Here is a 24,642-nt window from a genome sequence, read left to right as displayed (position 1 = left end):
GGCGATCCGATGGCCCTGTGGAACCGGCTGCGCGAGTCCGCCCACGCCACCCGGTCCCGGTTCACGGCAGGGAGGAACGCGTTGCGGAGCGCCGTGTTCCGGGACGCCGCCATGGCGATGTGCGCGCTGGTGGCCGCCGCGGACGGCACCGCCGCGGCCGCCGGGCGGCAGCGCGCCGCCGCCCTCATCTCCACCAGCGAGCTGCTCGCGAACTTCGAGGCCGGCGACCTGCACTGGCGCTTCGACGACTACCTCGCCAAGCTCACCGCCGACTTCCCCTTCGGCAAGATCGGCGTGCTGCACGACATCGGACGGGTGAGGGGCAGGCCGGCCGAGGCGCGCGCCGTGATCCGGCTCGGCGTCGCCGTCGGCTGGGCGGACGGCCGCCTCGACGGCGGCGAGAAGGCCGTCATCCGTGAAGCCTGCCGGGCCGTCGGGCTGTCCCCCGCCGACTTCGACCTGTGAGCGGGTGCGGGTCAGGCGCTCCCCGACGAGCGGAGCACCGCCCCGCTGCGGAACACCTCGGCGGCCTCGCTCGTGCCGGAGGGCACGGCGGCGGCCGCCAGTGCCTGGGCCTTGAACGCCCGCGCGGCAAAGCTCAGCCTGTGCAGCACCGGTCCGGCCTCATCGCCGAGGTCCGCCGCGGCGTCCTCGCCCCAGAGCCTGACGTCGACCCTGCCCTCGTCGAGCGCTCTGAGCACGATCCGCCGGACCCGCGCGTCCGAGCCGTACAGATCCGCGCCCACCGCGATCGCCTGCGGCGGCCACGACTCCTGCACGGGCGAGGAGAGCGCGCACTCGAAATCGATGGGCCGGGCGCCGAGGATGCTCAGCGGTCGCGGATCCGCGTGGTCGGCGGTGAGCACCAGCGCGTCCCAGCCGGCCATCGCCCGGTCGAACAGCCAGCCGCCCGCGTGGCGCACCGCGTCGACCGGGTCGGGCGCGAGCACGATCACGCGGTGCCGCAGGGTCCTGGCGCGAGAGCGGGTCGACAGCCGGGGCATCCGATGCAGGCCGCGCGCGCACGGATCGGCGGGGTTGAAGGGTTGGACGGTCATCGGGTCTCCTTGCCCGTGAGAGGGATCGCAACGGTCCAGGAGACGGTCGGCGCCGAGCCCGGCGGCGGGCCGCTGCGCGGCGGCCCGCCGCCGTCGACCGCCTCCTTACTTGAAGTCGCTCATGCTCTTGCCCACATCGGCGAGCTTGACCGGCTTGGTGTAGCCGCCGGTGAACCTGTGGGCGGGGGCGTTGCAGCGGTAGGCGCCCTTGTCGGGCTTGAAGTCGGCCGGCTTCCAGCCCTGCGGGGTCGCCTTCTCGACGTTGAAGCAGGACAGCGGCGCGTCGTTCTTGGAGAGGTCGACCGGGGCCTGCAGGCCGCCGCCCGTCCACGCGGTCTCCTTGACGGCCGTCTCGAAGAGGCACTTGCGGGTGAGGTTCTCACCGCAACTGGAGGCGGCCTTGGCGAACAGCAGCCAGGTCGAGAACGCCCGCACCCCCGGCAGCGTCACCTGCGCCTTGGGGGCGTGCTTCTTGAACAGGTCGACGAGCTGCCGGGTCGCGGGGTTGGCGGCGGCGGTCTCCAGCGGATGGATTCCGCTGAGGTCGGCCAGGGTGTTCTGGGTGCCGAGCGAGGGGGCCGCGAGCTGGATGAAGGCGGGGTTGTAGGCGTTGCTGTTGGCGTCGATCCAGTCGGGCTTGTAGCCGATGCCGGTGAGGGCCTGCTGCAGCTTGGGCAGGTCCTTGAAGTCGCCGAGGTACATCAGGCCCTTGACGCCCTTGCTCTTGATGGCGTGGGCGTACGGCGTCCAGTCGGTGACGCCCTGCGGCGGGAACAGATCGGTGTAGGTGATCTTGGCGCCGACGGCGGCGAACGTCTCCTTGGCCTGTTCCAGCAGGGTCTTGGTGGCCGGGGAGTCCCCCGTGAGGATGCCGACCGAGCCGGCGCTGGCCGGGTAGGCCTCCTTGACCAGCCAGGTGATGTAGCCGGTGTAGCGGTTGTAGGACGGTCCGCCGGTCTGGCCGATCTGCAGGTCCGATCCGTTGTTCTCCAGCTGGACGACCTGGGCGGGGAAGGCCGGCAGCAGGCAGGACAGCCGGTCCTTGACGCCGAGGCCGTCCAGCCCGGAGCTGCCGCCGACCAGGGCGAAGTCCTCGCGGCACGACTCCAGCATCCGCTGGCGGACCTCCATGAACCTGGCGTCGCGGATGTTGGCGACGACCTTGCGGCCGTTGATGCCGCCCGCCGCGTTGCACCACTGCGTGAACACCTTGGCGGTGTCGAGGTACTCGGAGTTCTTGGTGAAGCCCACGTCACTGAAGACCCCGATGTCGATCTCTTTCGCGGTGACGCCCTGGGCCGACGAACCGGTCGCCTTACCGGGCTTGCAGATGCCCTTGAGGTCGCCGAAGTCGGCGGGGGCGGCGGCCTGAGCTGCCCCGGGCGTTTCCTCGGTACTGGTGCCGCCGCGGGCGCACCCGGCTGCGAGCAGGGTGAGCGCCACCAGGGCGGCGAGGGGGCGATGCGGTCTCACGGATCCTCCTCGTGCTGTCCCCGACTGAATCGAACGGTGAATCAGGTGTTCGGCCCGCCTGCCGCGAGCACGGCGGACGGGACCTAGGGAGCGAGCAGGACCTGTGGGTTCACGCGACGAATCCGCGGTGGGGTGGGATGCGGAGCTTCGCCCACAAGCCTTGAGCCGGGCCGACGAACGGGCGGCCTCTCGCGAGACCGCCTGGCCCGTGCGACACCCTCTCGTAATGAGTGAACACTAACTTCTCCTTGAAGGCGCCGCAAGCACCACCTCGAAGGCGACGACGACCCGCCGCGACCTGCCCTTCCACCACCGCACCGGCGTACCGTCGGCCCGCCCGTCACATAGAGTGAACACTTGCTTTTCATAGTGCGGAGAGATACAAAACTCGGGACCGTACGCCGGGTCCGCGCCCGTGGCGCGGGGAGACGAGGGCAGATGGCGAAGCCGGCCGACGAGGCGCGCATGATCGACGCGACCGACGAGGTGTTCCATCCGGCCGGCGAGGACCCGCACTGGAGCGAGAGCGCATGGTTCGGCTTCGCCGTCCCGGAGCTGGACCTGAACGGCTTCGTCTACTTCTTCCACGACGTCCGGACGGGCGTCTCCGGAGGCGGCCCGGCGCTCTGGGACCCCAGCGGCGAGGAGGTCTACGACTGCCGGTACTACGACTGGCGGTGGCACCAGCCCCCCACCGGCCCGCTGGAGTTCAAGGACTTCCGGCTGCCCAACGGCCTCCGGCACCAGGTGCTGGAGCCGATGCGGCGCTACCGGCTCACCTACTCCCAACCCGGGCTGGAGCTCGATCTGGAGTGGACGGCGCTGATGGCGCCGCACGAGATCCGCTACGACAACCTGTCAACGATGATCGGCGCCCGCCACTTCGACCAGCCGGGGCGGGCCGTCGGCACGGCGGTGCTGGACGGCGAACGCCTGGAGGTCGACTGCTTCTCCCTGCGGGACCGCACCTGGGGCCCGCACCGGCCGGGCGCGTCCCGGTCCGGCGACTACCTGTGGGCCATCGCCTCGCCGCGGTCGCACTGGCACGTCATCACCCATTCCACTGACGAACCCGGCGTGGACGCGGTCATGAACGGCTACCTCGTCCGGGACGGCGAGGCGGGCGACCTGGTCCGCGGCGAGCGGCGCGTGCTGGAGCGGCGGCGGGGCGCACCGGTGCGGGTCGTCCTCGACGCCGAGGACGACCGCGGACGCACCCTCCACGCCGAGGGCCGGGTGCGCACCGCCCTCCGCTGGCTGGGCTGGCCCGGCCGGCTGGCATTCTGGACCCTGACCGACTGGCGCTGGGACGGCCTCCAGGGCTGGGGCGAAGACCAGGAGTTCTTCCCACGCGACCAGGTCCGCTCGCTCATACACCCCTGAGCGAGAATCAAGCAAGTGCTCACTCATTACCCCTCCCGCCATCGGTCGCCCTTCACCCCCGGCGGTTGAAGGTGATGTCCAGGCGTTTTGGTTTGCGGGACATGCCTGAGGTGAAGGAGACGTCGGTGCCCGGGGCGAGTCTGATGTCGCTCACCCGGGCCAGGAGTTCCTCGAAGACCACGGTGATCTGCAGCCGGGCGAGGTTGGAGCCCACGCAGCGGTGGCGGCCGAGGCCGAAGGCGAGGTGACGGTTCGACTCCCGGTCGAAGGTGAGGCGGTCGGCGGGGGTGAACTGGTCCTCGTCGCGGTTGGCCGAGCCCAGGTGGGCCACCACCCAGTCGCCGGGGCACAGCTTCCGGCCGCCCACTTCGGTGTCCTTGGTGACGTAGCGGGCCGTGTACTGGACGGGGCTGTCCATCCGGAGGAACTCGTCGAGGCCCCTGCTGACCCACGCCGGGTCGCGCAGCCTGTCTTCCAGGCCGGGCGTGGTCGCGACGTGGTACACGATGTTGGCGATCGCGTTGGTGGTGGTGTCCAGGCCGCCCAGCAGCAGGATCATCAGCGTGCCGATGCGTTCCTGGTCGGTCAGCGGGCGGCCCTCGACGGTGCCGTTCAGCAGTGCGGCCAGCACGTCGTCCCGGGGTGGCGCGGTGCCGCGTTCGACGGCGGCGATCCGGGCGTCCAGGACGTTGCGCGCGACCCGCTGCAGCGCCACGAACCCCTCCCCCGCGTTCTCGCTGCCGATCAGCATCGTGGCCTTCTGCAGCTCGCGGATCTCGTCCTCGTCGTCGGCGGCGAGGATGATCCGGGCCAGGCCCAGCGCCGGGACCGGCATCGCGAGCTCGGTGAGCAGCTCGCAGCGGCCGCGGTCGGCGAACGCCTCGATGAGCTCGACGGTCGCCCGCCGCAGCGTGCCGACGTGCGGGGCGAGCGCCGACGGCGTCAGGAACGGGTTCAGCAGTTGCCGGTAGTCGCGGTGGATCGGCGCGTCCACGTGCAGCGGCGGCATGGGGGGTTCTTCGGGACGGTGCGGCACCGTGATGCCGTGCGCGCTGGAGAAGGTCTCGGCGTCCTTCAGCACGGACCTGACGCCGGCGTAGTCGGTGACGAGCCAGTAGCCGCCGTGGCTGGAGCTGTGGGTCACCGGGCATTGGGAACGGGCGTGCGCGAGAACCCCGTGCAGGTGCTCGGGCAGCGTCGGGTCGTACAGGTCGATGTCCCGCAGGATCGCGGACGGCTCCGTGGGGGTGGTTCCGGCGGTCATGGTGCCGAGGATGGAGGGCAGGCATTACAGGAGGCGTTAGACCGGGGGTAACGGTGGGGCTAACGGCGCGGTCCGAGCGTCGCGAAGGTGGAGAAGCTGTACATGAGCGGGCGCGCGGACATCGTCGGCGCCCATGAGAACCGATTCAGGTTCGCCGAGCTGATCGTCGACCACGGCCGGCGGGAGGCCGCGGCCGGCGGGCCCCTGCAGCAGATCGGGACCTGGATCCTGATCGGCATGACCGGCCGGTGGCAGCGCGTCATGGCGCTGTGGGAGTTCACCGACGGCTGGGACGGCTTCAGCGCGCTCGTCGAGAAGACCATGGTCCGCCCGGATCCGGCGCTCGCCGCCCTGTACGACGGCATCGAGGGGCTGCGCAGCGGTGGCGAGGACTTCCTCATGCTCCCCGGTGCGGGGTGCCCCGATCGCGACGGCCTGGCGGCACGGGGCGTCGCGGGCTCGCTGATGTCCTACGAGACCGTGCGGGTGGAGCCGGGGGCGGAAGAGGCGTACATGGAGGCCGTCCGGGACCGCTGGGCACCGGTCGCCGAGGGCTGCGGCCACCGCCTGATCGGCAACTACCGGGCCGCCAAGACCGACGGGCTCGTGTTCACCGCCTGGGCGCTGGAGCGCGGCGACCACGCCCGCCTGGCCCGTTCCGCCGAGGCGCGCGCGTGGCGGGAGTCGGCCCGGACCTGGGCCAGGTCGTGGCAGGAGGAGCTGTGGATCGCCGCGCCCGGTTCGCCGCTGGCGGGCCCGGAGACGGCCCGGCGGTTCTGAGTGATCCGCCGGGGTTAACGACGCGGGTAACGAGGCGGCGTGACCGTCGTCACCTGCCGATCCGTACCGCGGCACTCGCCGCCGACATCGCGTGGAGCGGGCATGGAGATCACCGCCGGAGTCACCACCGCCCCGGGCTCGGGGTTCGCGTTGCGCACGCTGGAGCTGGACGGTCCGGGCCGCGGTGAGGTGCTCGTCGGCGTGCGGGCGGCCGGTGTCTGCCACACCGATCTGCTGTGCGCCGACGGCGTCCATCCCGCGCCGTTGCCGGGGGTGTTCGGGCACGAGGGCGCCGGGGTCGTCGAGGAGGTCGGGGACGGCGTGGAGGGCTACGCCCCCGGTGACCGGGTCCTCATGTCGTTCGACTCGTGCGGGGCCTGCGCGCGGTGCGGGCGCGGGTTCCCCTTCTACTGCGAGGAGTTCCAGACGCTGAACTTCGGCGGCGGCCGGCGGGACGGCGGCACGGCGCTCAGCCTGGACGGGCGGCGCGTGCACTCGCACTTCTTCGGCCAGTCGTCGCTGGCCACGCACGCGGTCGCGCGGGCGCGGACGCTGGTGAGGATCCCGGACGACATCCCGTTCGAGGTCGCGGCGCCGCTGGGCTGCGGGGTGCAGACGGGGGCCGGCGCGATCCTGAACGTGCTGCGCACCCGGGCCGGCGGGACGGTCGCCGTGGCGGGCGCCGGCGGCGTGGGGCTCGGCGCGGTCATGGCGGCCCGGCTGTGCGGCGCGGGGCTGGTGGTGGCGATCGACCCGATCGCGTCGCGGCGGGCGCTCAGCCTGGAACTCGGCGCCGACGTCGCGCTCGATCCGCACGGCACCGACGTCGCGCGGCGGCTGGCGGAGCTCGGCGGCGTGGACTCGGCGGTGGACACCTCCGGGCGGCCCGCCGTGATCACCGCCTGCTTCGAGGCGCTGCGGCCCAAGGGCGGGCTGGCGCTCATCGGCGGCCCGGCCGAGCCCACCTTCGAGTTCGAGGCCTACAAGTTCTTCGACGGCCGTTACGTCTGCGGGCTGAGCATGGGCGAGTCGGTGCCGCGGGAGTTCGTGCCGGTGCTCGTCGACCACTGGCGGGGCGGCCGCTTCCCGGTGGACCGGCTCGTGACCGCCTTCCCGCTGGCCGATCTCGGCAGGGCGGTCGAGGCGATGCGGAGCCACGAGGTCATCAAGCCCGTCCTGATCCCCTGACAGCACGAAGGAACGAGGACGACCATGCCCAAGCCCGCCGAGGAACTGGCCCAGGAGTTCGACTACACCGATCCGGAGACCGTCGAGCGGCTCTACGAGGTGTACGCCGCGTTGCGCGCCCGCTCGGGCGCCGTCCACAGCCCCAGGTTCGACGGCCACTGGGCCGTCACCCGCTACGAGGACGTCGTCGAGATCTGCAAGGACACCACCGGGTACACCAGTACGCGGGGCGCCACGATCCCCGACGTCGGCAACGTCGTCCGGTCGATCCCGCTGGAGGTGGACCCGCCCGAGCACACCCGGTACCGCCGGTTCCTGGGGCCGCGGTTCCGCAAGGCCGAGACCGACCGGATGGAGCCGAGCGTCCGCCGGATCGTCCGCGGCCGTCTCGACCGGTTCCGCGGCGACGGCGAGGCCGACCTGGTGCCGGCGCTGACCGAGCAGGTCCCGGCGATCGTGATCGCCGACCTGCTCGGCCTGCCCGAGCAGGACTGGGACGCCTTCCGCGCCTGGACCACCACGATGCAGCGGACGGCCTACTCCGGCGACAAGGAGGCCAATTCGCGGGCGTCGCAGGCGCTGGCCGGCTATCTCGGGGACGCGATCGAGGCGCGCCGGGGCAGCGGCGAGGACGACGGCGGCGTGCTCTACCAGCTCGCCAACGGCCGGGTCGGCGACGAGCCGATCCCGCACGACCGCGCCCTGGGCATGGCGCTGCTCATCCTGATGGCGGGGCACGAGACCACCGCGAACGCCGCCGCGAGCGCGCTGTACTACCTGGCCGACAAGCCGTGCCTGCGCGACCGGCTGCGCGACGACCCCGCCCTGACCGCCCGGTTCGTCAACGAGCTGCTGCGCTACGAGGCGCCGGTGACCGGGATGGCGCGCACCGCGACCTGCCCGCACGTGATCGACGGCAACGAGATCTCCCCCGGCGACAAGATGCTGCTGCTGTTCACCTCCGCCAACCACGACGAGCGCGTGTACAGCGATCCCGACGCCTTCGACCTCGACCGCGAGGAGCGGTCGCATCTGGCGTTCGGGTACGGCGCGCACCGCTGCCTGGGCGAGCAGCTGGCGATCCTGGAGCTGAAGGTGATCGTGTCGGAGGTGCTGCGGGTGCTCCCCGACTACGCGCTGAGGCCGGGCACCGAGATCACGCACACCCCGTGGGTGGCGCGCGGCCCGGCGTCGCTGCCGGTCGTCTTCACCCCGAGCACGGCCGGCGAGGAGGTGCCCGCGTGACCGGCGGACCCGTCCAGACGATCAACGGCGCGTCCGCGCCGGGCGGCGGATCGTTCGCGGTGGTCGACCCGGCCACCGGCGAGCCGTTCACCCGGGTGCCCGAGTGCACGCCGGCGCAGGTCGAGGAGGTGATGGCGGCGGCCGAGGCGGCGTTCCGCACCGGCTGGCGCACCTCCCGGGAGCGGCGGCGCCGGGCGCTGCACGCCGCCGCGGACGTGCTCGCCGCGCACGAGGACGAGCTGGCCGCGCTGGTGGTCCGCGAGCAGGGCAAGCCCCTCGCGGACGCCCGCATGGAGGCGATGGCGGGCGCGCTGGTCTTCCGCTACTACGCCGACCTGGAGGTCCCGCCGGAGATCATCCAGGACGACGGGTCCGCCCGCGTCGCGGTGACGCACCGGCCGCTCGGGCCGGTGGTGGCGATCACCGCGTGGAACATTCCGCTGATCATGGCGTGCTGCAAGGTCGCGCCGGTCCTGGCCGCGGGGAACACGGTGGTGGTGAAGCCGTCGCCGTTCACCCCGGTGACCACGCTGCGGCTGGGCGAGCTGCTGCGCGAGGCGTTCCCGCCGGGGGTGCTGAACGTGGTGAGCGGCGGCGGGCCCGAGCTCGGCGCGCTGCTGACCCGCCATCCGCTCACCCGCAAGATCACCATGACCGGGTCGGTCGCCACCGGCAAGAAGGTCGCCGCCGCGGCGGCGCCCGACCTCAAGCGGGTGACGCTGGAGCTCGGCGGCAACGACGCGGCGATCGTGCTCGACGACGCCGATCCGGCCGCCATCGCCGAGCGGCTCTTCTGGGGCGCGTTCGGCAACTGCGGGCAGCTGTGCATCGCGGCCAAGCGAATCTACGTGCACGAGGACCTGCTGGACGGGGTCACCGAGGCGCTGGTCGCGCGGGCGGAGCGGACCGTCGTCGGCGACGGCGCGGCCGAGGGCACCGAGCTCGGGCCGCTGCAGAACGCGCCGCAGCTGGCCCGGGTCACCGGACTCGTCGAGGAGGCGCGGGCCAAGGGCGCCAGGGTGCTGACCGGCGGGCGCCGCCTCGACCGGCCCGGGTACTTCTACGCGCCGACCGTGCTGGGCGGCGCCGGGCACGGGATGCGGATCGTGGACGAGGAGCAGTTCGGCCCGGTCATGCCGATCCTGGCCTACCGCGACCTCGACGAGGCCGTCCGGCTGGCCAACGACACCGCCTTCGGCCTCGGCGGCTCGGTCTGGAGCGGCGACCCGGCGCGGGCGGCGGAGGTCGCGGCCCGGATCGACGCGGGCATGGTGTGGATCAACACGCACGGCGACAACGCCTTCCCCCGCCAGCCGTTCGGCGGCGTGAAGTGGAGCGGGCTCGGCTCGGAGCTCGGCCCGTGGGGGTTCCTGGCCGCCACCGACACCCAGGTCGTCTACGAGTCGCGGGCGACCGGCGAGCCGCCCTCGCTCATCCAGACCCAAGAGGCCTGAACGGCCCGAGCCGAGGAGGGGACCGCCGATGCGCGCGCCCGGTGAAGACGATCTGCGGCCGATCGCAGAGGGGCTCGGCCTCGGGCTGTCCGAGGCCGAGCTCCGGGCCGTGACCGGCCTGATCGGCGGCGATCGAGCATCTGTGGCCGATGGCGCGGACGGTCGCCGACGTGGCGCTGCTGCTGGAGGTGATGGCCGGGCCCGACGGCGTCGACCAGCGCCGGTGGCAGGAGCCTGAACGGCCGGGCGTACACGTCTCCATCCCCGAGCACCGCCTCGCCGCGGCCATCCTGCCCGCGTCGATGCTCATCGGGACGACGCACCAGCTGCTGTACGGCGACGGCGCCGGGCTGAACCACCGCGGCCCCGCCGACCTGCCGCTGATGCGGGCCGTGCTCGACGGCCGCCGCTCCCGGGCCGCGGCCCTCTCCCCCGGCATCACGATGGCGCTGCTCGGCGGCGGCTACCTGCTCGCCCAGGACGGCGGCATGGGCTACGCCATGGCGCGGCAGGCCGCGCCGTGGCTGCGGGCCGGCTACGACAGGGCGCTCGCGCGCCACGACCTCCTCGCCATGCCCCGGGCATCCGGCGATCTCGGTTCCGGCCGGGCTCGTCGACGGGCTGCCGAAGGGCCTGATGCTGGTCGGCGCGCACGGCGACGACGCGGCCGTGCTCCGCGCGGCGAACGCCTGGGAGGAGCTCACCGGCGGCTTCCCGCGGCCCGCCGGGGCGCCCCGCGGCAGGTAACGCGGCAGGTAATGGCGCCTCCGGAGGATCGCATCGACACCGATGCGAAGGAGAGGCCATGACCGGGCCACACGAAGGACGAATCGCGGTCGTCACCGGAGCCGGGCGCGGCATCGGCCGGGAGTACGCCGCCGCGCTCGCCGCCGACGGTGCCACCGTCGTGGTCGCCGACCTCGACGAGGGGCTGGCCGACGAGACGGTCAAGCTGATCACCGCCGACGGCGGCAGGGCGGTGGCCCGGCGGGTGGACGTCGGCGACCCGCGTTCGGCCGCCGATCTCGGCACGTGGCTGCGCGGCGAGTTCGGCGCGGCGCACATCCTGGTCAACAACGCCGCGATCTACCACTCGATGCGCAACGACACCCAGATGGACGTCGACATCGACTACTGGCGCAGGGTCTTCGCGGTGAACCTGGACGGCGCGCTGCTGGTCACCCAAGCCGTCGCGCCGCTGATGGCCGAGGCGGGCTGGGGCCGGATCGTCAACCAGGCGTCGACCGGCGCCTACTCCGGTCTCGGCGGCGCCTACTGCGTGTCCAAGCTCGCGATCATCGGCCTCACCCAGGGTTTCGCCAGGGAGCTGGGGCCGCACGGCATCACCGTCAACGCGATCGCGCCCGGCCTGATCTACACCGAGGCCACCATGGTCACCGTGCCGCCCGAGAGCAGGGCCGCGCTCACCGCCGCGCAGGCGGTGAAGAAGGAGGGCCAGCCGGCCGACCTCGTGGCCGCGCTGCGGTTCTTCTGTGGCGAGGACTCCGGCTGGGTGAGCGGGCAGGTCACCGTCGTCGACGGCTTCAAGACCCTGCGCATCTGACCCGCACGCTGAAGGGCCCCTGGCGGAATCCCGCCAGGGGCCTTGCGCTTGCCGGCGCCGCCGCTAACGGCCGCGGCGGCGGAACGTGACGGGCAGGGACGTCCAGCCGGAGCCGGTGCCGGCCTCCCGTTCGAGGACGGCGCCCTCCGCGAGCCTGATGTCCTCGATCCGGGCGAGCAGTTCGGCGGCGCCGATCTGGATCTGCATCCGGCCCAGGTTGGAGCCGATGCAGCGGTGGTAGCCGAGGCCGAAGCTCAGGTGCGGGTTCTTCTCCCGGTCCAGCCGCAGCTCGTCGGGGTCGTCGAACACGGTCTCGTCGCGGTTGGCCGCCGCGAAGTGCAGCAGCACGACGTCGCCCCGCTTCAGCTCCCGGCCGCCGAGGACGGTGTCCTTCATGACGGTCCGCGAGAGCGAGCTGACCGGGGGCTCGAAGCGCAGGAACTCGTCCAGTTCCTGCCGGGTCCAGTCCTCGGCGCGCAGGTGCTCCTCCAGGCCGGGCGTCTCGGCGGCGTGCCGGAAGACGCCCGTCAGGGCTGCGTTGGTGGTGCTGAGGCCGCCCATGACCAGGATCATCAGCGTGCCGACCCGCTCGTCGCGGGTGAGCGGGCGGCCGTCGACCTCGCCGTACAGCAGCGCGTCGATCGCGTCCTCGTGCCGCACCCCGGACCCGAGCCGCTGCTCCAGGATCTCCTCGACGATCTCCTCCAGGCGGGCGCGCTTGTCGCCCTCCTGCGCGGGGTCGTTGCGGGAGATCTGCGCGGCGACCTCGCGGGCCCGGCCGAACAGGTCGTCGTCGTCGACGTGCAGGATCACCCGGGCCAGCACCTCGGCGGTGAACGGCGCCGCGAAGTCGGCGTGCAGGTCGGCGGCGCCGCGGCCGGCGAACGACTCGACGGTCTCGATCGCGATCCGCCGGATGGCGTCCTCGTACCTGGTGATGCCCGCGCGGGAGAAGTGCCGGTTCAGCAGCCTGCGGAAGTCCTTCTGCAGCGGCGGATCGAGGTCGATCGGCGGCATCATCAGCGACTGGTGGTGCGGGAAGGCCACGCCGTGGCTGGAGGAGTAGGTCGCCGGGTCGCCGAGCGCCTCCCGCACCTCCGCGTAGCTGGTGACCAGCCAGTATCCGCCGTGGGCGGTGCTGCGCGAGACGGGGCAGCGGGATCGGGCGTGGTCGGTGACCTCGAACAGGTGCTGCGCCGTCTCGTGGTCGTAGGCGTCGAAACCGTCGACCAGGCGGTCGAGGTCGGGGCCCGCCGGGGCCGGTCGTGTCTCGGTCATGGGTCGCTCCGTTGGTGTTCAGCCCGCGTTGAAGGAGATGGTCTGGGCCAGGGTGAATTCGAGGGCGCCCTGCACGCCGTGCTCGACGCCGATGCCGGAGCGCTTCCACCCGCCCATCGGCGAGTGGACGCTCATCACCCCGTTGCCGCCGTTGATGCGGACCCGGCCGGTGTCCATCCGCTCGGCCATCCGGTAGGCCGCGCCGGTGTCGCGGGTGATGATGCCGCCGGCCAGGCCGTAGTCGGAGTCGTTGGCGATCGCGACCGCCTCGTCGTCGGTGTCGAAGTCGATGACCACGCCGACCGGACCGAAGATCTCCCTGCGCGCGACCTCCCAGCGGTTGTCGACGCCGGCCAGGATCGTCGGCTCGTAGAAGAAGCCGGGCGTGACGTCGGGACGCCGGCCGCCGGTGACCAGCGTCGCGCCGTCCCGCAGCCCGCCCGCCACGAAGCCCTCGACCCGCTCGCGCTGCGCGGCGGAGATCAGCGGGCCGAGGGTGGCGGACGGGTCGGCGCCGCCGCCGATCCGGACCTTGCCGGCCAGGTCGGTCACCGCGGCCAGGTAGTCGTCGCGGAGTGAGCGGTGCACCAGGTGCCGGGTGGTGAGCTCGCAGCCCTGGCCGCAGTGCGCCATGTTGAGGCCGAACACGGCGGCGGCCGCGGCCGCGGCGTCGGCGTCCGCCCGGACGATCGCGGCGGACTTGCCGCCCAGCTCCAGCACCAGCCGTTTCAGGGTGGGCGCGGCGGCGGCCATGATCGCGGCGCCGACGGCGTCCGAGCCGGTGAAGCTGATCAGGTCGACGCCGCGGTGCTCGACCATCGCCATGCCGCCGTCGGCGCCCGCGTTGACGATGTTGAGCACGCCGGGCGGCAGGCCGATCTCGTCGGCCAGGTCGCCGAACAGCAGCGCCTCCAGCGGGGTGAGCGGCGACGGCTTGAGCACCGCGGTGTTGCCCATGGCCAGCGCCGGCGCGATCTTGCAGAGGTTCAGATAGAACGGGAAGTTGTAGGGGGTGATGGCGCCGACCACGCCGACCGGGCGCCGCTTCACCACCTCGGTGCCGAGCATCGGCGCCCGTCCCGGACGGGGCGCGAGCGACAGCGGCATGGTCTCGTCGAGGTCGCGGGCGGCCAGGTCGGCGCAGAACTCCAGGTGGCCCATGCCGCCCACCCAGTGCACGGCCTCGGCGTTGGCGGGCAGCGCGCCCGACTCGGCGACGATCTGCGCGATGATCGCGTCCTTGCGGGCGGTCAGCGCGTCGGCGAGGCGGACCAGGTACCGGGCCCGCTCCTTGCGCGCCATGCGCGGCCAGGGGCCCTCGTCGAAGGCCGTCCGGGCCGCGGCGACGGCGGCCCGCATGTCGTCGGCGGTGCCCGCGGGCACCGCGCCGATCTCCCGCTCGGTGGCGGGATCGATCACCGGGAGCGTCTCGTCCGAGGTCGACGGCCGCCACCGCCCGCCGATGTACTGCGCGTCGAAGCCGTACCGGATCTCACCCACGTTCCCCCTCGCCATGCGCCATCCCTGCCCTTCTCGGTGAACGGTCGAGGTGGCAGCGTCCCGCGGGGCCCGTTACCTGACCCGTCACCGGGCGGCCGGGACGCGCGCACGGTAACGACGCGGGTAACTGGGGCCGGTTTTCCTGTTCACCGTGCGCTCTGAGAACGAAGGCATGGCCGTGCGGGTCCTGGAGGGGGTCAGGGTCGTCGAGATCGGCGGCATGGGGCCCGGGCCGTTCGCCGGGATGGTGCTGGCCGACCACGGCGCCGAGGTGGTCACGCTGGTCCGGCCCGGCCGCGTCCGGCGGATGTACGAGGGCCGGACGATCTTCGAGCGGGGCAAGCGGTCCGAGGTGGCCGACCTCAAGTCCGGCCCGGGACGCGCGCGGGCGCTGGAGCTGATCGCGGACGCCGACGTCGCCGTGGAGGGCTTCCGGCCCGGGACGGCCGAACGCCTCGGCCTGGGCCCGGACGACTGCCGCGCCGCCAACCCCCGCCTGGTGTACGCGCGGATGACGGGCTGGGGCCAGGACGGGCCGCTCGCCCGGCACGGCGGCCACGACATCAACTACATCGGGCTCGCCGGGTACCTGCACCAGGTGGGGCGGAAGGGCGGTCCGCCCGTGCCGCCGCTCAACATCGTGGGCGACTTCGGCGGCGGCGGGCTGCTGCTGGCGTTCGGGATCGTCGCCGCGCTGCTGGACGCGCGCCGCACCGGCCGGGGCCGGGTGGTCGACACCGCCATGGTCGACGGCGTCGCGCTGATGATGGGCCACTACTACATGCCGGGGGCGCGCCTCGGCCCCCGCGGCACCAACCAGTTCGACTCGGGCGTGCCGTTCTACGACGTCTACCGCACCGCCGACGGCGGCTACATGGCGGTCGGGGCGACCGGCGCGGACCTGTACGCGCGGATGACCGAGACCCTCGGCGTCGACGTCTCCGACCTGCCAGGACAGCACGATCCGGCGGGCTGGCCGGAGCTGCGCGAGCGCCTCACCGCGGCGTTCGCCACCAGGACCCGGGCCGAGTGGACGGAGGTCTTCGCCGCCGTCGACGCGGCCGTGACGCCCGTCCTGGACCCGTACGAGGCCCTGGACCATCCGCACCACCGCGCCCGCGGCACGTTCGTCGACGCGGGCGGGCACCGCGAGCCCGGCCCCGCGCCGCGCTTCCGCGAACTCGGCCCCGGCAGGGAGCACGCATGACCGGACCGCTGGAGGGCGTCGCCGTCCTCGACTTCACCACCTCGCTGTCCGGGCCGCTGGCCGCCGGGATCCTCGCCGACCTCGGCGCCCGCGTGATCAAGGTGGAGCACCCGGCGAGGCCCGACCGGGCCCGGTTCGTCGGGACGCGGCGCGGCGGCATCTCCGCGATGTACCAGATGGCCAACCGGGGCAAGCTGTCGATCGCGCTCGACCTGCGCGAACCGGACGGCGCCGCCACCGCGCTGGCCCTCGCACGCGAGGCCGACGTCGTCGTGGAGAACTTCCGCCCCGGAGTGACCGAGCGCCTCGGCATCGGCTACGCCCGCCTGAGGGACCTCAACGACCGGCTCGTCTACGTGTCGATCAACGGGTTCGGCTCGTCCGGGCCGTACGCGCGGCGGCCGGCGTTCGACAGCCTGCTGCAGGCGTACGGCGGCCTGGCGGCGCTCCAGGGCGGGGCCGGCGGCGAGCCGGGGCCGATCGGGCACGCGGTGGTCGACAAGCTGGCCGGGATGATCGGCGCCCAGGCCGCCCTCGCTGCGCTGCTGGCGCGCGGGCGCGGCGCCGGCGGGCAGCACGTCGAGGTGTCGATGCTGGAGGTCGCGGCCTGGTTCGTCCACCTCGACGCCGCCGGGCCGAGCACGCTGCCCGACGCGCCGAAGGACCAGGGGGACGACGCCACCACGGGACAGCGGACGGCGCTGCGGTTCGCCGACGGCTGGGGCATGGTGTCGCTGGGCCACGACGGCGGCCTCCGCGCCCTCTGCGAGGTCCTCGGCGTCGCCCTGCCGCCGGAACTGGCGACCATGGCGGGTCGCCAGGCGCGCCCGGAGGCGTTCCGCGCGGTGCTCGACGCGATCAGGGGCAGGGCCGCGGGCCTGCCGCGCGCGGCGACCGGGGCCCGTCTGGTGGCGGCGGGCGCGCTGTACGCCGACGTCCTCGAACCGGCGGAGATCCCGGCCAACGAGCAGGCCGTCGCCCGGCGGCTGTTCGTCGAGTCGACGCACCCGGTGGCGGGCCGCGTCGTCGAACCGCGCCTGCCCGCGGTGTTCTCCGCGACACCGCCCGCCGACCCGGGCCCCAGCCCGGCGCTGGACGAGCACGGCGACCTGATCCGCGCGGAACTGGAGGGACGGACCCATGCCTGACGTCGACATCGTGATCGTCGGGGCCGGCGGCGCCGGTCTGGCCGCGGCGGTCAGCGCCGCGGACGAGGGCGCCTCGGTGCTGGTGGTGGAGGCCGCCGACCGGGTGGGCGGCGCCACCGCGCTGGCCGGGGGCAGCTTCATGGCGGCGGGCACCGCGCAGCAGGCCGCGGCGGGCCATCCCGGCGACTCCGCGGACGAGTTCTACGACTACTACATGACGTTCAACCGCTGGGACGCCGACCCGGCCGTGGTGCGCCGCTTCTGCGACCGCGCCGAGCCGACGCTGCGCTGGCTGGAGGGCCTCGGTGTCGAGTTCGCCCCGGAGAACCTCTACCGGGCCGGGCTGGAGCGGTCGCCGCGCAGCCACCGCCCGACCGGCGCCGGGCGGGCGATCGTGCGGGCGCTGGGCGCGGCCTGCGCCGAACGCGGCATCGAGATCGCGCTCGGCAACCGGGTCGACGGCCTGACCGCCGAGGACGGCCGCGTGACCGGCGTGCGGGCCCGCGGCGAGGACCTGACGGCCGCCGCGGTCGTGCTCACCACCGGCGGCTTCGGCGCGAACCCCGACATGGTCGCCGCGCACTACCCCGACGCGGCCCGGGGCGGCGGCGAGGTCTGGTCGCCCGCCCCCGCCACCTGCGCCGGCGACGGGATCGCGCTGGCGGAGGGCGCCGGGGCGGGCACCACCGGGCGCAACCACGGCGAGCTGCTGCTCACCCCGGGCTTCGGCCGCGACCTCGAACCGTTCGTCCCCGGCTGGCTGGTCTACGTGACCGAGGACGGCCGCCGGTTCGTCAACGAGCTGGCGCCGCACACGGTGATCACGCCGCTGGCGCTGACCCACGGCGACGCGTGCTGGGCGGTGTTCGACGACGCGGCGTGCCGGTCGGCGGCGGCCGCCCCCGACGCCCCGTTCGGCGCGGGCAGCTGGGTCGCCGGGACGCTGCTGGCCGAGGCGGAACGCGGCCGCGTGCGTACCGCCCCCACGATCGCCGGGCTGGCCGCGCGCACCGGCATGGACCCGGTCACGCTGGCCGCGACGGTCGCCCGGTACAACGCCGACTGCGCGGCGGGCGCCGACTCCCGGTTCTTCAAGGACCCGGCCGTGATGAAGCCGATCGCCGCACCGCCGTTCTACGCCGTGCGGATGGTCCCGTCCGTCGTCGCCGTCACCGGCTACGGGCTGCGCACCGACCCGGACGCGCGCGTCCTGCGCGCCGCCGACGGCGAGCCCGTCCCCGGCCTGTACGCGGCGGGCGAGGTCAGCGGCAGCGTGCTCGGGGCCCAGTACGTCGGCGGCGGCAACGCGGTCGGCAGCGCCCTGATCTTCGGCCGGATCGCCGGGCGCGCCGCCGCCGCCGGCCCCCGCTGACGTCAGTCCGCCAGGAAGGCGGGCAGCACCTTCTCCACCAGCAGGTCGAACTGCTCGCGCGGCCGCCATGACGCCAGCCGCAGGGAGATGTGGGAGGCGCCCTCGTCCCGGACGGCCCGCAGCTGCTCCGCGCACTCCTCCGGCGACCCGACCGCCGTCATGGCCAGGGCGCCGTCCCGGTCGAACACGCCCTCGCCGTAGTAGTTGTCGAAGAAGCGCCGCGCCTCGGCCAGGCACTCCTCCCGGTCGGGGCCGATGTTGACGCTGTGGTAGACCCCGATCGGGAACGGGCCGGGGTCCCTGCCCGCGGCGCGGAGCTCGGCGTCCAGCCCGGCCCTGAGGGCGGCGACGTACCCGGGCGCGCCCCGGCTGGTGAGCAGGCCGTCGGCCCTGGTCGCGACGCGGCGCAGCACCCGCGCGGCGTGCGGTCCGGCGGGCGGGTTGGCGCTGATCCAGATCGGGCAGGGGTCCTGGACGGGCGCGGGCAGGATCCGGATGCCGTCGTAGCGGGCGAACCGCCCCTCGAAGTCGACCGGGTCGCCGGTCCAGAGCCGCCGCACGAGGCCGATGTACTCCTCCAGCCGGGCGACGCGCTCCCTGTCCGGCACGCCGCCGAAGTGGCGGCCCTCCTCCTCCGACGCCCCGCCCTTCTTCTGCAGGCCGTTGCACACGGCCAGCAGCGTCCGCCCTTCGGAGACGACGTCCAGGCTCGCCCACTGGTAGGCGAACAGCGCCGGATCGCGCACCGCGAAGCTGGCCATGCAGCCGGCCCCGAGCCGCAGCGCCGAGGTGGTGCCGGCGAGCACGCCCAGGCAGGCGAGCGCGTCCGGGCGGGCCTTGGACGTCAGGCTGTCGCCCACCCACGCCGTGTCGAACAGGCCGGTCTCCTCCGCCAGCGGCGCCAGCCCGAGCAGCTCCCGGACGGTCCCGACGCCGAACAGCGACGCGCGCTGCGGAATGGTGATGCCGATCGACGTCACGATGACGACGCTCCCTCAACAAGGTCGAAGTCCACCGTCACGGCCTCCCACGACAGCTCCGGCGCGGACGGCGTGCGGACCAGCCGGGCGCCCGGCGCCGGCCGGACGTCCCGCACCCGCGCCAGCAGCGCGTCGACGGCCGAGACGATCTCCATGCGGGCCAGGTTGCTGCCGATGCAGCGGTGCGCGCCGAGCCCGAAGCTCAGGTGCGGGTTCCGGCGCCGGTCGACGTCCAGCTCGGCGGCGTCCGGGAAGACGGACTCGTCCCGGTTCGCCGAGCCGAGCATCACCGCGACCATCTCGCCGGCGCGCACCCGCCGGCCTCCGACCAGCACGTCCCGGGTCGCCGACCGGGCGATCATCTTGACCGGCGGCTCCAGCCGCAGGAACTCGTCCAGCGGCCCGCGCGACCAGCCCGGTTCGCGCAGCCGCTCCTCGATCCCGTCGCGCGCGGCGAGGTGCGCGACGATGTGGCCGATGGCGGCGACCGTGGTCTTCAGCCCGCCGAGCAGCAGCTGCATGACCGTGCCGACCCGCTCGTCGCGGGTCAGCGGACGGCCGCCGTCCACGGTGCCGCGCAGCACCGCGTCGAGGACGTCGTCGCGCTCCTCCCGGCCGGCCAGGTCGTCCAGCATCTCCTCGACGACCGCCTGCAGCCGCCGGAAGGCCCGCGCGTTCTGCTCCGCGCTGCCGTAGCCGACGCCCTCGACGATCCCGCGGACCTCGGCGAACCGCACCGGGTCGCGCAGGTCGAGGATGACGGTGCTGAGCACCGCCGCGGTGAGCGGCTTGGCGAAGTCGCCGATGACGTCGCAGCCCGGCCCGCCGCGGGCCCGGTCGCCGAGCGGCAGCACCGCCTCGACGTGCTCCTCGGCCAGCCGGTGGACGCGGTCGGCGTGCCGGGCCAGGCCGTGCCGGGAGAAGTACCGGTTGAGCAGCCGCCGGAAGTCGGTCTGCAGCGGCGGGTCGAGGTCCTGCGGCGGCTTGCGCAGCCGGTCCTCCACCGGGATCATGATCCCCCGCGCGTTCGAGAACGTCTCCGGGTCCGACAGGACCCGCCTGATGTCCTCGTGCGCGCTGACGATCCAGTAGCCGCCGTGGGCGTCGCTGCGCGCGACCGGGCACCGGCCGCGCGCCGCCCCGACGATGTCGAAGTACCGCTGCGCGGTGCCGTGGTCGTAGCCGTCGTAGTGCTCGATCGCCGTGCCCGTCTCGTTCCGGGTCCCGCCGCCTGTCGTGGCCACCTGCCATCACCTCACGCGTGGTCCGGCCGCCGCCGCGGCCCTGGCGAGCCCGAGCCTGGCCCCCGCTCGTTACCGGCCGCGTTAACCGCTCACCCCCCGCACACCCGCTCCGACCACGGGTAACGAGGCCGGTAACACGGCCGGGCCAGCATCGGGCCAACGTTCACGAGGCGGAGGAGGCTACGGGATGGGGAAGCGGCGGACCGTGCGCGTCGGCTGCGGAAGCGCCTACGACGGTGATCGCCTCGACTGGTCCGTGGACCTGGCGAGGAGCGGTCTGGTGTCGTACCTGGGCTTCGACTGCCTGGCGGAGGCGACGATGACCTTCGCGCAGCTGCGCCGGGTGCTCGACCCGTCGGCCGGGTACGCGCACAACCTGGAGCCGGTGGTCCGGGACTTCGGCGGCTTCGTCGCCGACGGCCTGAAGATCGTCGGGAACTTCGGGGGCAGCAACACCCGCGCCGCGGTCGACACCGCCGTGCGGCTGTTCCGCGAGCAGGGCCGGAGGGGCGTCCGGGTCGGCGGCGTCCACGGCGACGACATCCGCGACCGCGCGTTCGGTCTGGACCTGGAGCTGCCCGACCTGGGCTGCCGGATCTCCCAGGTCAAGGAGCCGGTCGTCTCGGTCAACGTCTACTCCGGCGCGGCCGAGGTCATGGAGCTGCTGGACCGCGGCGCCGACTTCGTCATCGGCGGCCGCACCGCCGACCCGTCGCTGTACGTGGCGCCGATCTGCCACGAGCTCGGCTGGGACCTGACCGACCTGCAGCGGGTGGCCGAGGCGACCACGGTCGGGCACCTGCTGGAGTGCGGGATCCTGGTCAGCGGCGGCCGGCTGGCCAACGCGCCGCACCAGCTGCCCGCCGACGCGGTCCGGATCGGCATGCCCTACGCCGAGGTGGGCGACGACCGGATCGTGATCTCCAAGACGCCGGAGTCGGGCGGCGTGGTGGACGAGCGGACCGTCAAGCTCCAGCTCGGCTACGAGATCCAGGACCCGGCCAACTACCTCACCCCCGACGTGACCCTCGACGTCAGCCGGACCGCCGTCGCGGTCGTCGGCGAGAACCGGGTCGAGGTGACCGGGATGACCGGCAAGGCGCGTCCCGAGACGCTGAAGGTGCTGGTCGGGCTGGACCTGGGCTGGAAGGTCGGCGCCGAGATGTCCTTCGGCGGGCCCGGCTGCCTGGAGCGCGCCGAGTACGCCAAGGAGCTGCTCGCGGCCCGCTGCGCGGAGTTCAGCGCCGGGATCGTCGACTCGCGGGCTGACCTGATCGGCGTGGACTCCCTGTTCGGCGACCGGGTCGCCGCCGGGTACCCGGCCGAGGTCCGGCTCCGCTTCGCCGCCCGCTGCCCGGACGAGGACGTGGCCCGCGCCTACATGTTCGAGGCCAAGCACCTGTCCTTTTCCCTGGCCGGTGCGACCGCGAGCACGCCCTCGATCGAGCGGTTCATCGGGGTGACCCGCGCCTACGTGCCGCGATCCGCGGTCTCCCTGGAAACGGAGCTGGTGACCGTATGAAGCTGCACGACATCGCCTACAGCCGGGCCGGGGACAAGGGCGACGTCTCCAACGTCTGCGTGTTCGTCGAGGACGACGCGCACTGGCCGCTGCTGCTGGAGAAGGTGACCGCCGGCAGGGTCCGCGAGAAGTTCGGCTCGCTGGTCAAGGGCGAGGTCACCCGCTACGTCTACCCGAACCTGCACGGGCTCAACTTCGTGCTCGAAGGCGCGCTGGACGGCGGCTGCAATTTCGGGCTCCGCCTGGACGTCTACGGCAAGTCGTACTCGTCCCTGATCCTCGACATCGACCTGTGAAGGAGGGTTCCGGTCACCATGGACCGCACGAACCTCGACTGGATGATCTCGGTTGACGACCACGTGCTGGAACCGCCGGACGTGTGGCAGGGGCGCGTCGCCGCCAGGTACCGCGACCGCGCGCCCAGGCTGGTCTCCGACGGCGACGGCGAGCGCTGGGTGTACGACGGCCGCGACGTCCCGACCTCGGGACTGTCGGCGGTCGTCGGCAGGGACAGCACCGAGTTCAGCCCGGAGGCGATGAGCTACCGCGACATGCGCCCCGGCTGCTACGACCCGGTCGCCCGCGCCGAGGACATGAACCTGGACGGCGTCATCGCCTCGCTGTGCTTCCCCTCGTTCCCGCGCTTCTGCGGGCAGATCTTCTACGAGGCCGAGGACAAGGAGCTCGCGCTGGAGTGCGTGCGGGCCTACAACGACTGGATGATCGAGGACTGGTGCGGCGCGGTGCCGGGCCGGTTCATCCCGATGGCGATCATGCCGCTGTGGGACCCGGCGCTGGCGGTCGGGGAGATCGAGCGCACCGCCGCCAAGGGCGCCCGCGCGGTCGCGTTCTCGGAGAACCCGGCGCCGCTGGGGCTGCCCACGATCCACGACCCGTCCCGCTACTGGGACCCGGTGCTGAAGGCCGCCGCCGACAACGAGCTGGTGGTGTGCATGCACGTCGGCTCGTCCTCGCAGCTGCCCCGGATCTCGCCGGACGCGCCGGTGCTGGCGAACATGTCGTGGGGCTCGGTGCGGACCGCCGGGGCGATGCTGGAGTGGCTGTTCAGCGGCAAGTTCCAGGAGATCCCGCGGCTGAAGATCGCGCTGTCGGAGGGCAGCATCGGCTGGATCCCCTACTTCCTGCAGCGCGCCGAGCAGGTGCTCACCACCCAGAAGTACTGGGCGGGACGCGGCGTCCGGTTCGACCCCGCCGGGGGGACGGCCGGCATGGGCTCCAACCCGGCGGTCGACCTCGACGCGATCGACATCTGGCGGGACTACCGCGAGCACATCTTCGGCTGCTTCATCGACGACGCCGCGGGCATCGGGCTGCTCGACATGGTGGGCGAGGACAACATCATGATCGAGACCGACTACCCGCACTCCGACTCCACCTGGCCGGGCAGCCTGAAGCTGGCCGGGCAGCGGCTCGGCCACCTGCCCGCCGAGACCCAGTACAAGATCATGCGGGGCAACGCCGAGAGGCTCTTCCGCTTCACCCCGGCCGAGCCGCCCGCGACCGCCTGACCCGCGTCGGCCACCACGGGCCCACGGCTGCGCGCCGTGGGCCCGTCTCCCTTTTCTCGCTGTCAAAGGGCCGGTGAGCTGGTGCGTTACCGCGTGGATGTAACGCATGTCATAACGACCCGCGCCTTGGCTGGAGGCCCACAGGCATCCGCCTGACCCACCTCAGCCACAGGGGACAGCCGTGCGAAACAAGGACAGGCGCCGCAGCAAGCACGCCATCGCGCTGGCAGCAGCGTCCACGCTGATCTGCCTGCTGGCCGCGGCGTGTTCCAGCGCCGATGGCGACAGCACCGCCGGGGAGGGCGCTCTGGGGACGATTCCCCCGGACTCGCCGTCCCCGGCCAAATCCACCCTGACCTTCGGCAGCATCTCCGCCGACACCGGCCCGGTCATCCTGTCGTCGATCGCCGACGGGACCGAGGCGTGGGCCCGCTACGTCAACACCCACGGCGGCATCGGCGGCCACCCGGTCAAGATCGTCCGCTGTGACGACGGGCTGGACGCCACCAAGAACCAGGACTGCGCCCGCCGGCTGATCCAGGACACGTCGGTCCTCGCCGTGATCGGCGGCGAGACCGTGGTGACGCCGCTGGTGGCCGCGCCGCTGCTGAACCAGGCCGGGCTCAGCTACCTGTCGACCGAGACGACCGGCGAGGGCGAGATGAAGGGCCCGGCGATGTTCGCCATCACCGGCGGCGCCATCACCCAGTTCGCCGCGCTCGCCAAGCACTTCCCGGCCAACGGGGCCAAGAAGGTCGCGCTGGTGAACGCCGCGTCCACCTCCTCCAGCAAGGCGGCGGCGCGGACGACCGAGGAGGTGAAGGCCGCGGGCGGCAGCGTGGTCGCCACCGTGTTCGCCAAGCCGGGCACGCCCGACTACTCCCCCGTCGCCACCCAGCTGCTGTCGGCGAACCCCGACGTGATCTTCACCGGGGTCACCCCGACCGACCTGCCGGCGCTGGTCCGCGCGATCCGCCAGCAGAACCCCACCGTCAAGATCGCCACGCTGGCCAGCCAGTGGCCCGCCACCACGGTCAAGACGCTCGGCGACACCAAGGACGGCCTCTACATGGCCACCGACTGGGCCGCCTTCCCCGACGACTCGGCCGACCCCGACATCACCGCGATGCGGGTGATGCTGCACCGGATGGGCAGGCAGGCCAGCTTCGGGCAGGGCTCGATGTCGGGCTGGCTCGGCGGGCGCGCAATGGAGGCCGCGATCGCCGGCATGAAGGACGACAAGATCACCCGCGCGGGCCTGACCGCCCACCTGCGCGCGGCGACGCTCACGGTGAAGGGCGTCCCGGTGCCGCTCACCCTGCCCAAGGGCTCGGCGCCCGGCGGCTACGACGGCCTGGCCAACCCGTCCGCGTACATCAACCAGTGGAAGGGCGACGACCTGAAGCAGGTCGCCCTGGTGCGGGACGTCTTCGCCCCGGCCGGGGGCTGAGGC

22 protein-coding genes are annotated in these 24,642 nt (G+C 73.3%); 15 read left to right on the top strand and 7 right to left on the bottom strand.

The window, feature by feature from the left end; translation table 11 throughout:
* Positions 1-9 precede the first annotated feature (9 nt).
* The gene (locus tag ACZ466_RS39015; RefSeq protein WP_378286613.1) at positions 10-465 is read left to right on the top strand and encodes a tellurite resistance TerB family protein; all 456 of its coding nucleotides are present in this window, start codon (positions 10-12) and stop codon (positions 463-465) included.
* 11 nt (positions 466-476) lie between these two features.
* On the opposite strand, the gene ACZ466_RS39010 is transcribed toward ACZ466_RS39015, so the two are convergent.
* Positions 477-1,058 carry a hypothetical protein gene (locus ACZ466_RS39010; protein ID WP_378286611.1) on the bottom strand — a complete coding sequence of 194 codons (582 nt, stop codon included), beginning with the start codon at positions 1,056-1,058 and terminating at the stop codon, positions 477-479.
* Positions 1,059-1,163: 105 nt separating this feature from the next.
* Entirely contained in the window at positions 1,164-2,531 is a 1,368-nt protein-coding gene (locus ACZ466_RS39005) for an ABC transporter substrate-binding protein (protein ID WP_378286609.1), read from the bottom strand.
* 438 nt (positions 2,532-2,969) lie between these two features.
* Here ACZ466_RS39005 and ACZ466_RS39000 point away from each other — a divergent pair, with 438 nt between their 5' ends.
* Complete coding sequence (locus tag ACZ466_RS39000; RefSeq protein ID WP_378286607.1) at positions 2,970-3,914, top strand: DUF7065 domain-containing protein; 945 nt, start codon at positions 2,970-2,972, stop codon at positions 3,912-3,914.
* Between the two features lie 52 nt (positions 3,915-3,966).
* Here ACZ466_RS39000 and ACZ466_RS38995 read toward each other — a convergent pair whose 3' ends face one another.
* Complete coding sequence (locus ACZ466_RS38995; RefSeq protein ID WP_378286605.1) at positions 3,967-5,178, bottom strand: cytochrome P450; 1,212 nt, start codon at positions 5,176-5,178, stop codon at positions 3,967-3,969.
* A gap of 102 nt (positions 5,179-5,280) precedes the next feature.
* Here ACZ466_RS38995 and ACZ466_RS38990 point away from each other — a divergent pair, with 102 nt between their 5' ends.
* From ACZ466_RS38990 to ACZ466_RS38965, 6 genes are all read left to right on the top strand, one after another.
* Positions 5,281-5,958, top strand: coding sequence for a hypothetical protein (locus ACZ466_RS38990; protein WP_378286603.1), 678 nt, complete (start codon positions 5,281-5,283; stop codon positions 5,956-5,958).
* A gap of 102 nt (positions 5,959-6,060) precedes the next feature.
* Positions 6,061-7,146, top strand: coding sequence for an NAD(P)-dependent alcohol dehydrogenase (locus tag ACZ466_RS38985; protein WP_378286601.1), 1,086 nt, complete (start codon positions 6,061-6,063; stop codon positions 7,144-7,146).
* Between the two features lie 24 nt (positions 7,147-7,170).
* A complete protein-coding gene (locus tag ACZ466_RS38980; protein ID WP_378286599.1) occupies positions 7,171-8,391 on the top strand; it encodes a cytochrome P450 in 1,221 nt (406 codons plus the stop codon).
* On the top strand, positions 8,388-9,845 hold the full coding sequence (locus ACZ466_RS38975) for an aldehyde dehydrogenase family protein (protein WP_378286597.1): 1,458 nt from the start codon (positions 8,388-8,390) through the stop codon (positions 9,843-9,845). The genes ACZ466_RS38980 and ACZ466_RS38975 overlap by 4 nt, the downstream gene beginning before the upstream one ends.
* A gap of 149 nt (positions 9,846-9,994) precedes the next feature.
* On the top strand, positions 9,995-10,654 hold the full coding sequence (locus ACZ466_RS38970) for a hypothetical protein (RefSeq protein ID WP_378286595.1): 660 nt from the start codon (positions 9,995-9,997) through the stop codon (positions 10,652-10,654).
* A complete protein-coding gene (locus ACZ466_RS38965) occupies positions 10,651-11,409 on the top strand; it encodes an SDR family oxidoreductase (protein ID WP_378286593.1) in 759 nt (252 codons plus the stop codon). Before ACZ466_RS38970 ends, ACZ466_RS38965 begins: the two co-directional genes overlap by 4 nt.
* A 63-nt stretch (positions 11,410-11,472) precedes the next feature.
* Here ACZ466_RS38965 and ACZ466_RS38960 read toward each other — a convergent pair whose 3' ends face one another.
* The gene (locus tag ACZ466_RS38960; RefSeq protein ID WP_378286591.1) at positions 11,473-12,687 is read right to left on the bottom strand and encodes a cytochrome P450; all 1,215 of its coding nucleotides are present in this window, start codon (positions 12,685-12,687) and stop codon (positions 11,473-11,475) included.
* A gap of 18 nt (positions 12,688-12,705) precedes the next feature.
* On the bottom strand, positions 12,706-14,202 hold the full coding sequence (locus ACZ466_RS38955; RefSeq protein WP_378286589.1) for an aldehyde dehydrogenase family protein: 1,497 nt from the start codon (positions 14,200-14,202) through the stop codon (positions 12,706-12,708).
* A gap of 136 nt (positions 14,203-14,338) precedes the next feature.
* Here ACZ466_RS38955 and ACZ466_RS38950 point away from each other — a divergent pair, with 136 nt between their 5' ends.
* The 3 genes from ACZ466_RS38950 to ACZ466_RS38940 are packed head-to-tail and all read left to right on the top strand — an operon-like array spanning position 14,339 to position 17,914.
* Positions 14,339-15,394: a CaiB/BaiF CoA transferase family protein gene (locus tag ACZ466_RS38950; protein WP_378286587.1), complete on the top strand. Its 1,056-nt coding sequence runs from the start codon at positions 14,339-14,341 to the stop codon at positions 15,392-15,394.
* Positions 15,391-16,542, top strand: a complete 1,152-nt coding sequence (locus tag ACZ466_RS38945; RefSeq protein WP_378286585.1) for a CaiB/BaiF CoA transferase family protein — start codon at positions 15,391-15,393, stop codon at positions 16,540-16,542. The genes ACZ466_RS38950 and ACZ466_RS38945 overlap by 4 nt, the downstream gene beginning before the upstream one ends.
* The gene (locus ACZ466_RS38940; protein ID WP_378286583.1) at positions 16,535-17,914 is read left to right on the top strand and encodes an FAD-dependent oxidoreductase; all 1,380 of its coding nucleotides are present in this window, start codon (positions 16,535-16,537) and stop codon (positions 17,912-17,914) included. The genes ACZ466_RS38945 and ACZ466_RS38940 overlap by 8 nt, the downstream gene beginning before the upstream one ends.
* A 2-nt stretch (positions 17,915-17,916) precedes the next feature.
* Here ACZ466_RS38940 and ACZ466_RS38935 read toward each other — a convergent pair whose 3' ends face one another.
* Positions 17,917-18,894 carry an LLM class flavin-dependent oxidoreductase gene (locus ACZ466_RS38935; RefSeq protein ID WP_378286581.1) on the bottom strand — a complete coding sequence of 326 codons (978 nt, stop codon included), beginning with the start codon at positions 18,892-18,894 and terminating at the stop codon, positions 17,917-17,919.
* A complete protein-coding gene (locus ACZ466_RS38930) occupies positions 18,891-20,138 on the bottom strand; it encodes a cytochrome P450 (RefSeq protein WP_378286579.1) in 1,248 nt (415 codons plus the stop codon). The genes ACZ466_RS38935 and ACZ466_RS38930 overlap by 4 nt, the downstream gene beginning before the upstream one ends.
* Positions 20,139-20,325: 187 nt before the next feature.
* On the opposite strand from ACZ466_RS38930, the gene ACZ466_RS38925 reads away from it, so the two are divergent.
* The 4 genes from ACZ466_RS38925 to ACZ466_RS38910 all read left to right on the top strand — a co-directional run bounded on the left by ACZ466_RS38925 (position 20,326) and on the right by ACZ466_RS38910 (position 24,639).
* Positions 20,326-21,660, top strand: coding sequence for an acyclic terpene utilization AtuA family protein (locus ACZ466_RS38925; RefSeq protein ID WP_378286578.1), 1,335 nt, complete (start codon positions 20,326-20,328; stop codon positions 21,658-21,660).
* Positions 21,657-21,956, top strand: a complete 300-nt coding sequence (locus ACZ466_RS38920; protein WP_378286577.1) for an AtuA-related protein — start codon at positions 21,657-21,659, stop codon at positions 21,954-21,956. The genes ACZ466_RS38925 and ACZ466_RS38920 overlap by 4 nt, the downstream gene beginning before the upstream one ends.
* Before the next feature lie 18 nt (positions 21,957-21,974).
* Positions 21,975-23,189: an amidohydrolase family protein gene (locus ACZ466_RS38915; RefSeq protein ID WP_378286576.1), complete on the top strand. Its 1,215-nt coding sequence runs from the start codon at positions 21,975-21,977 to the stop codon at positions 23,187-23,189.
* Between the two features lie 181 nt (positions 23,190-23,370).
* The gene (locus ACZ466_RS38910; protein ID WP_378286575.1) at positions 23,371-24,639 is read left to right on the top strand and encodes an ABC transporter substrate-binding protein; all 1,269 of its coding nucleotides are present in this window, start codon (positions 23,371-23,373) and stop codon (positions 24,637-24,639) included.
* Positions 24,640-24,642 lie beyond the last annotated feature (3 nt).

The sequence above is a fragment of the Actinomadura rugatobispora genome, assembly GCF_055379765.1.
The sequence above is the reverse complement of the archived record's forward strand: the minus strand, read 5'-3'. Positions and strand labels throughout refer to the sequence as shown.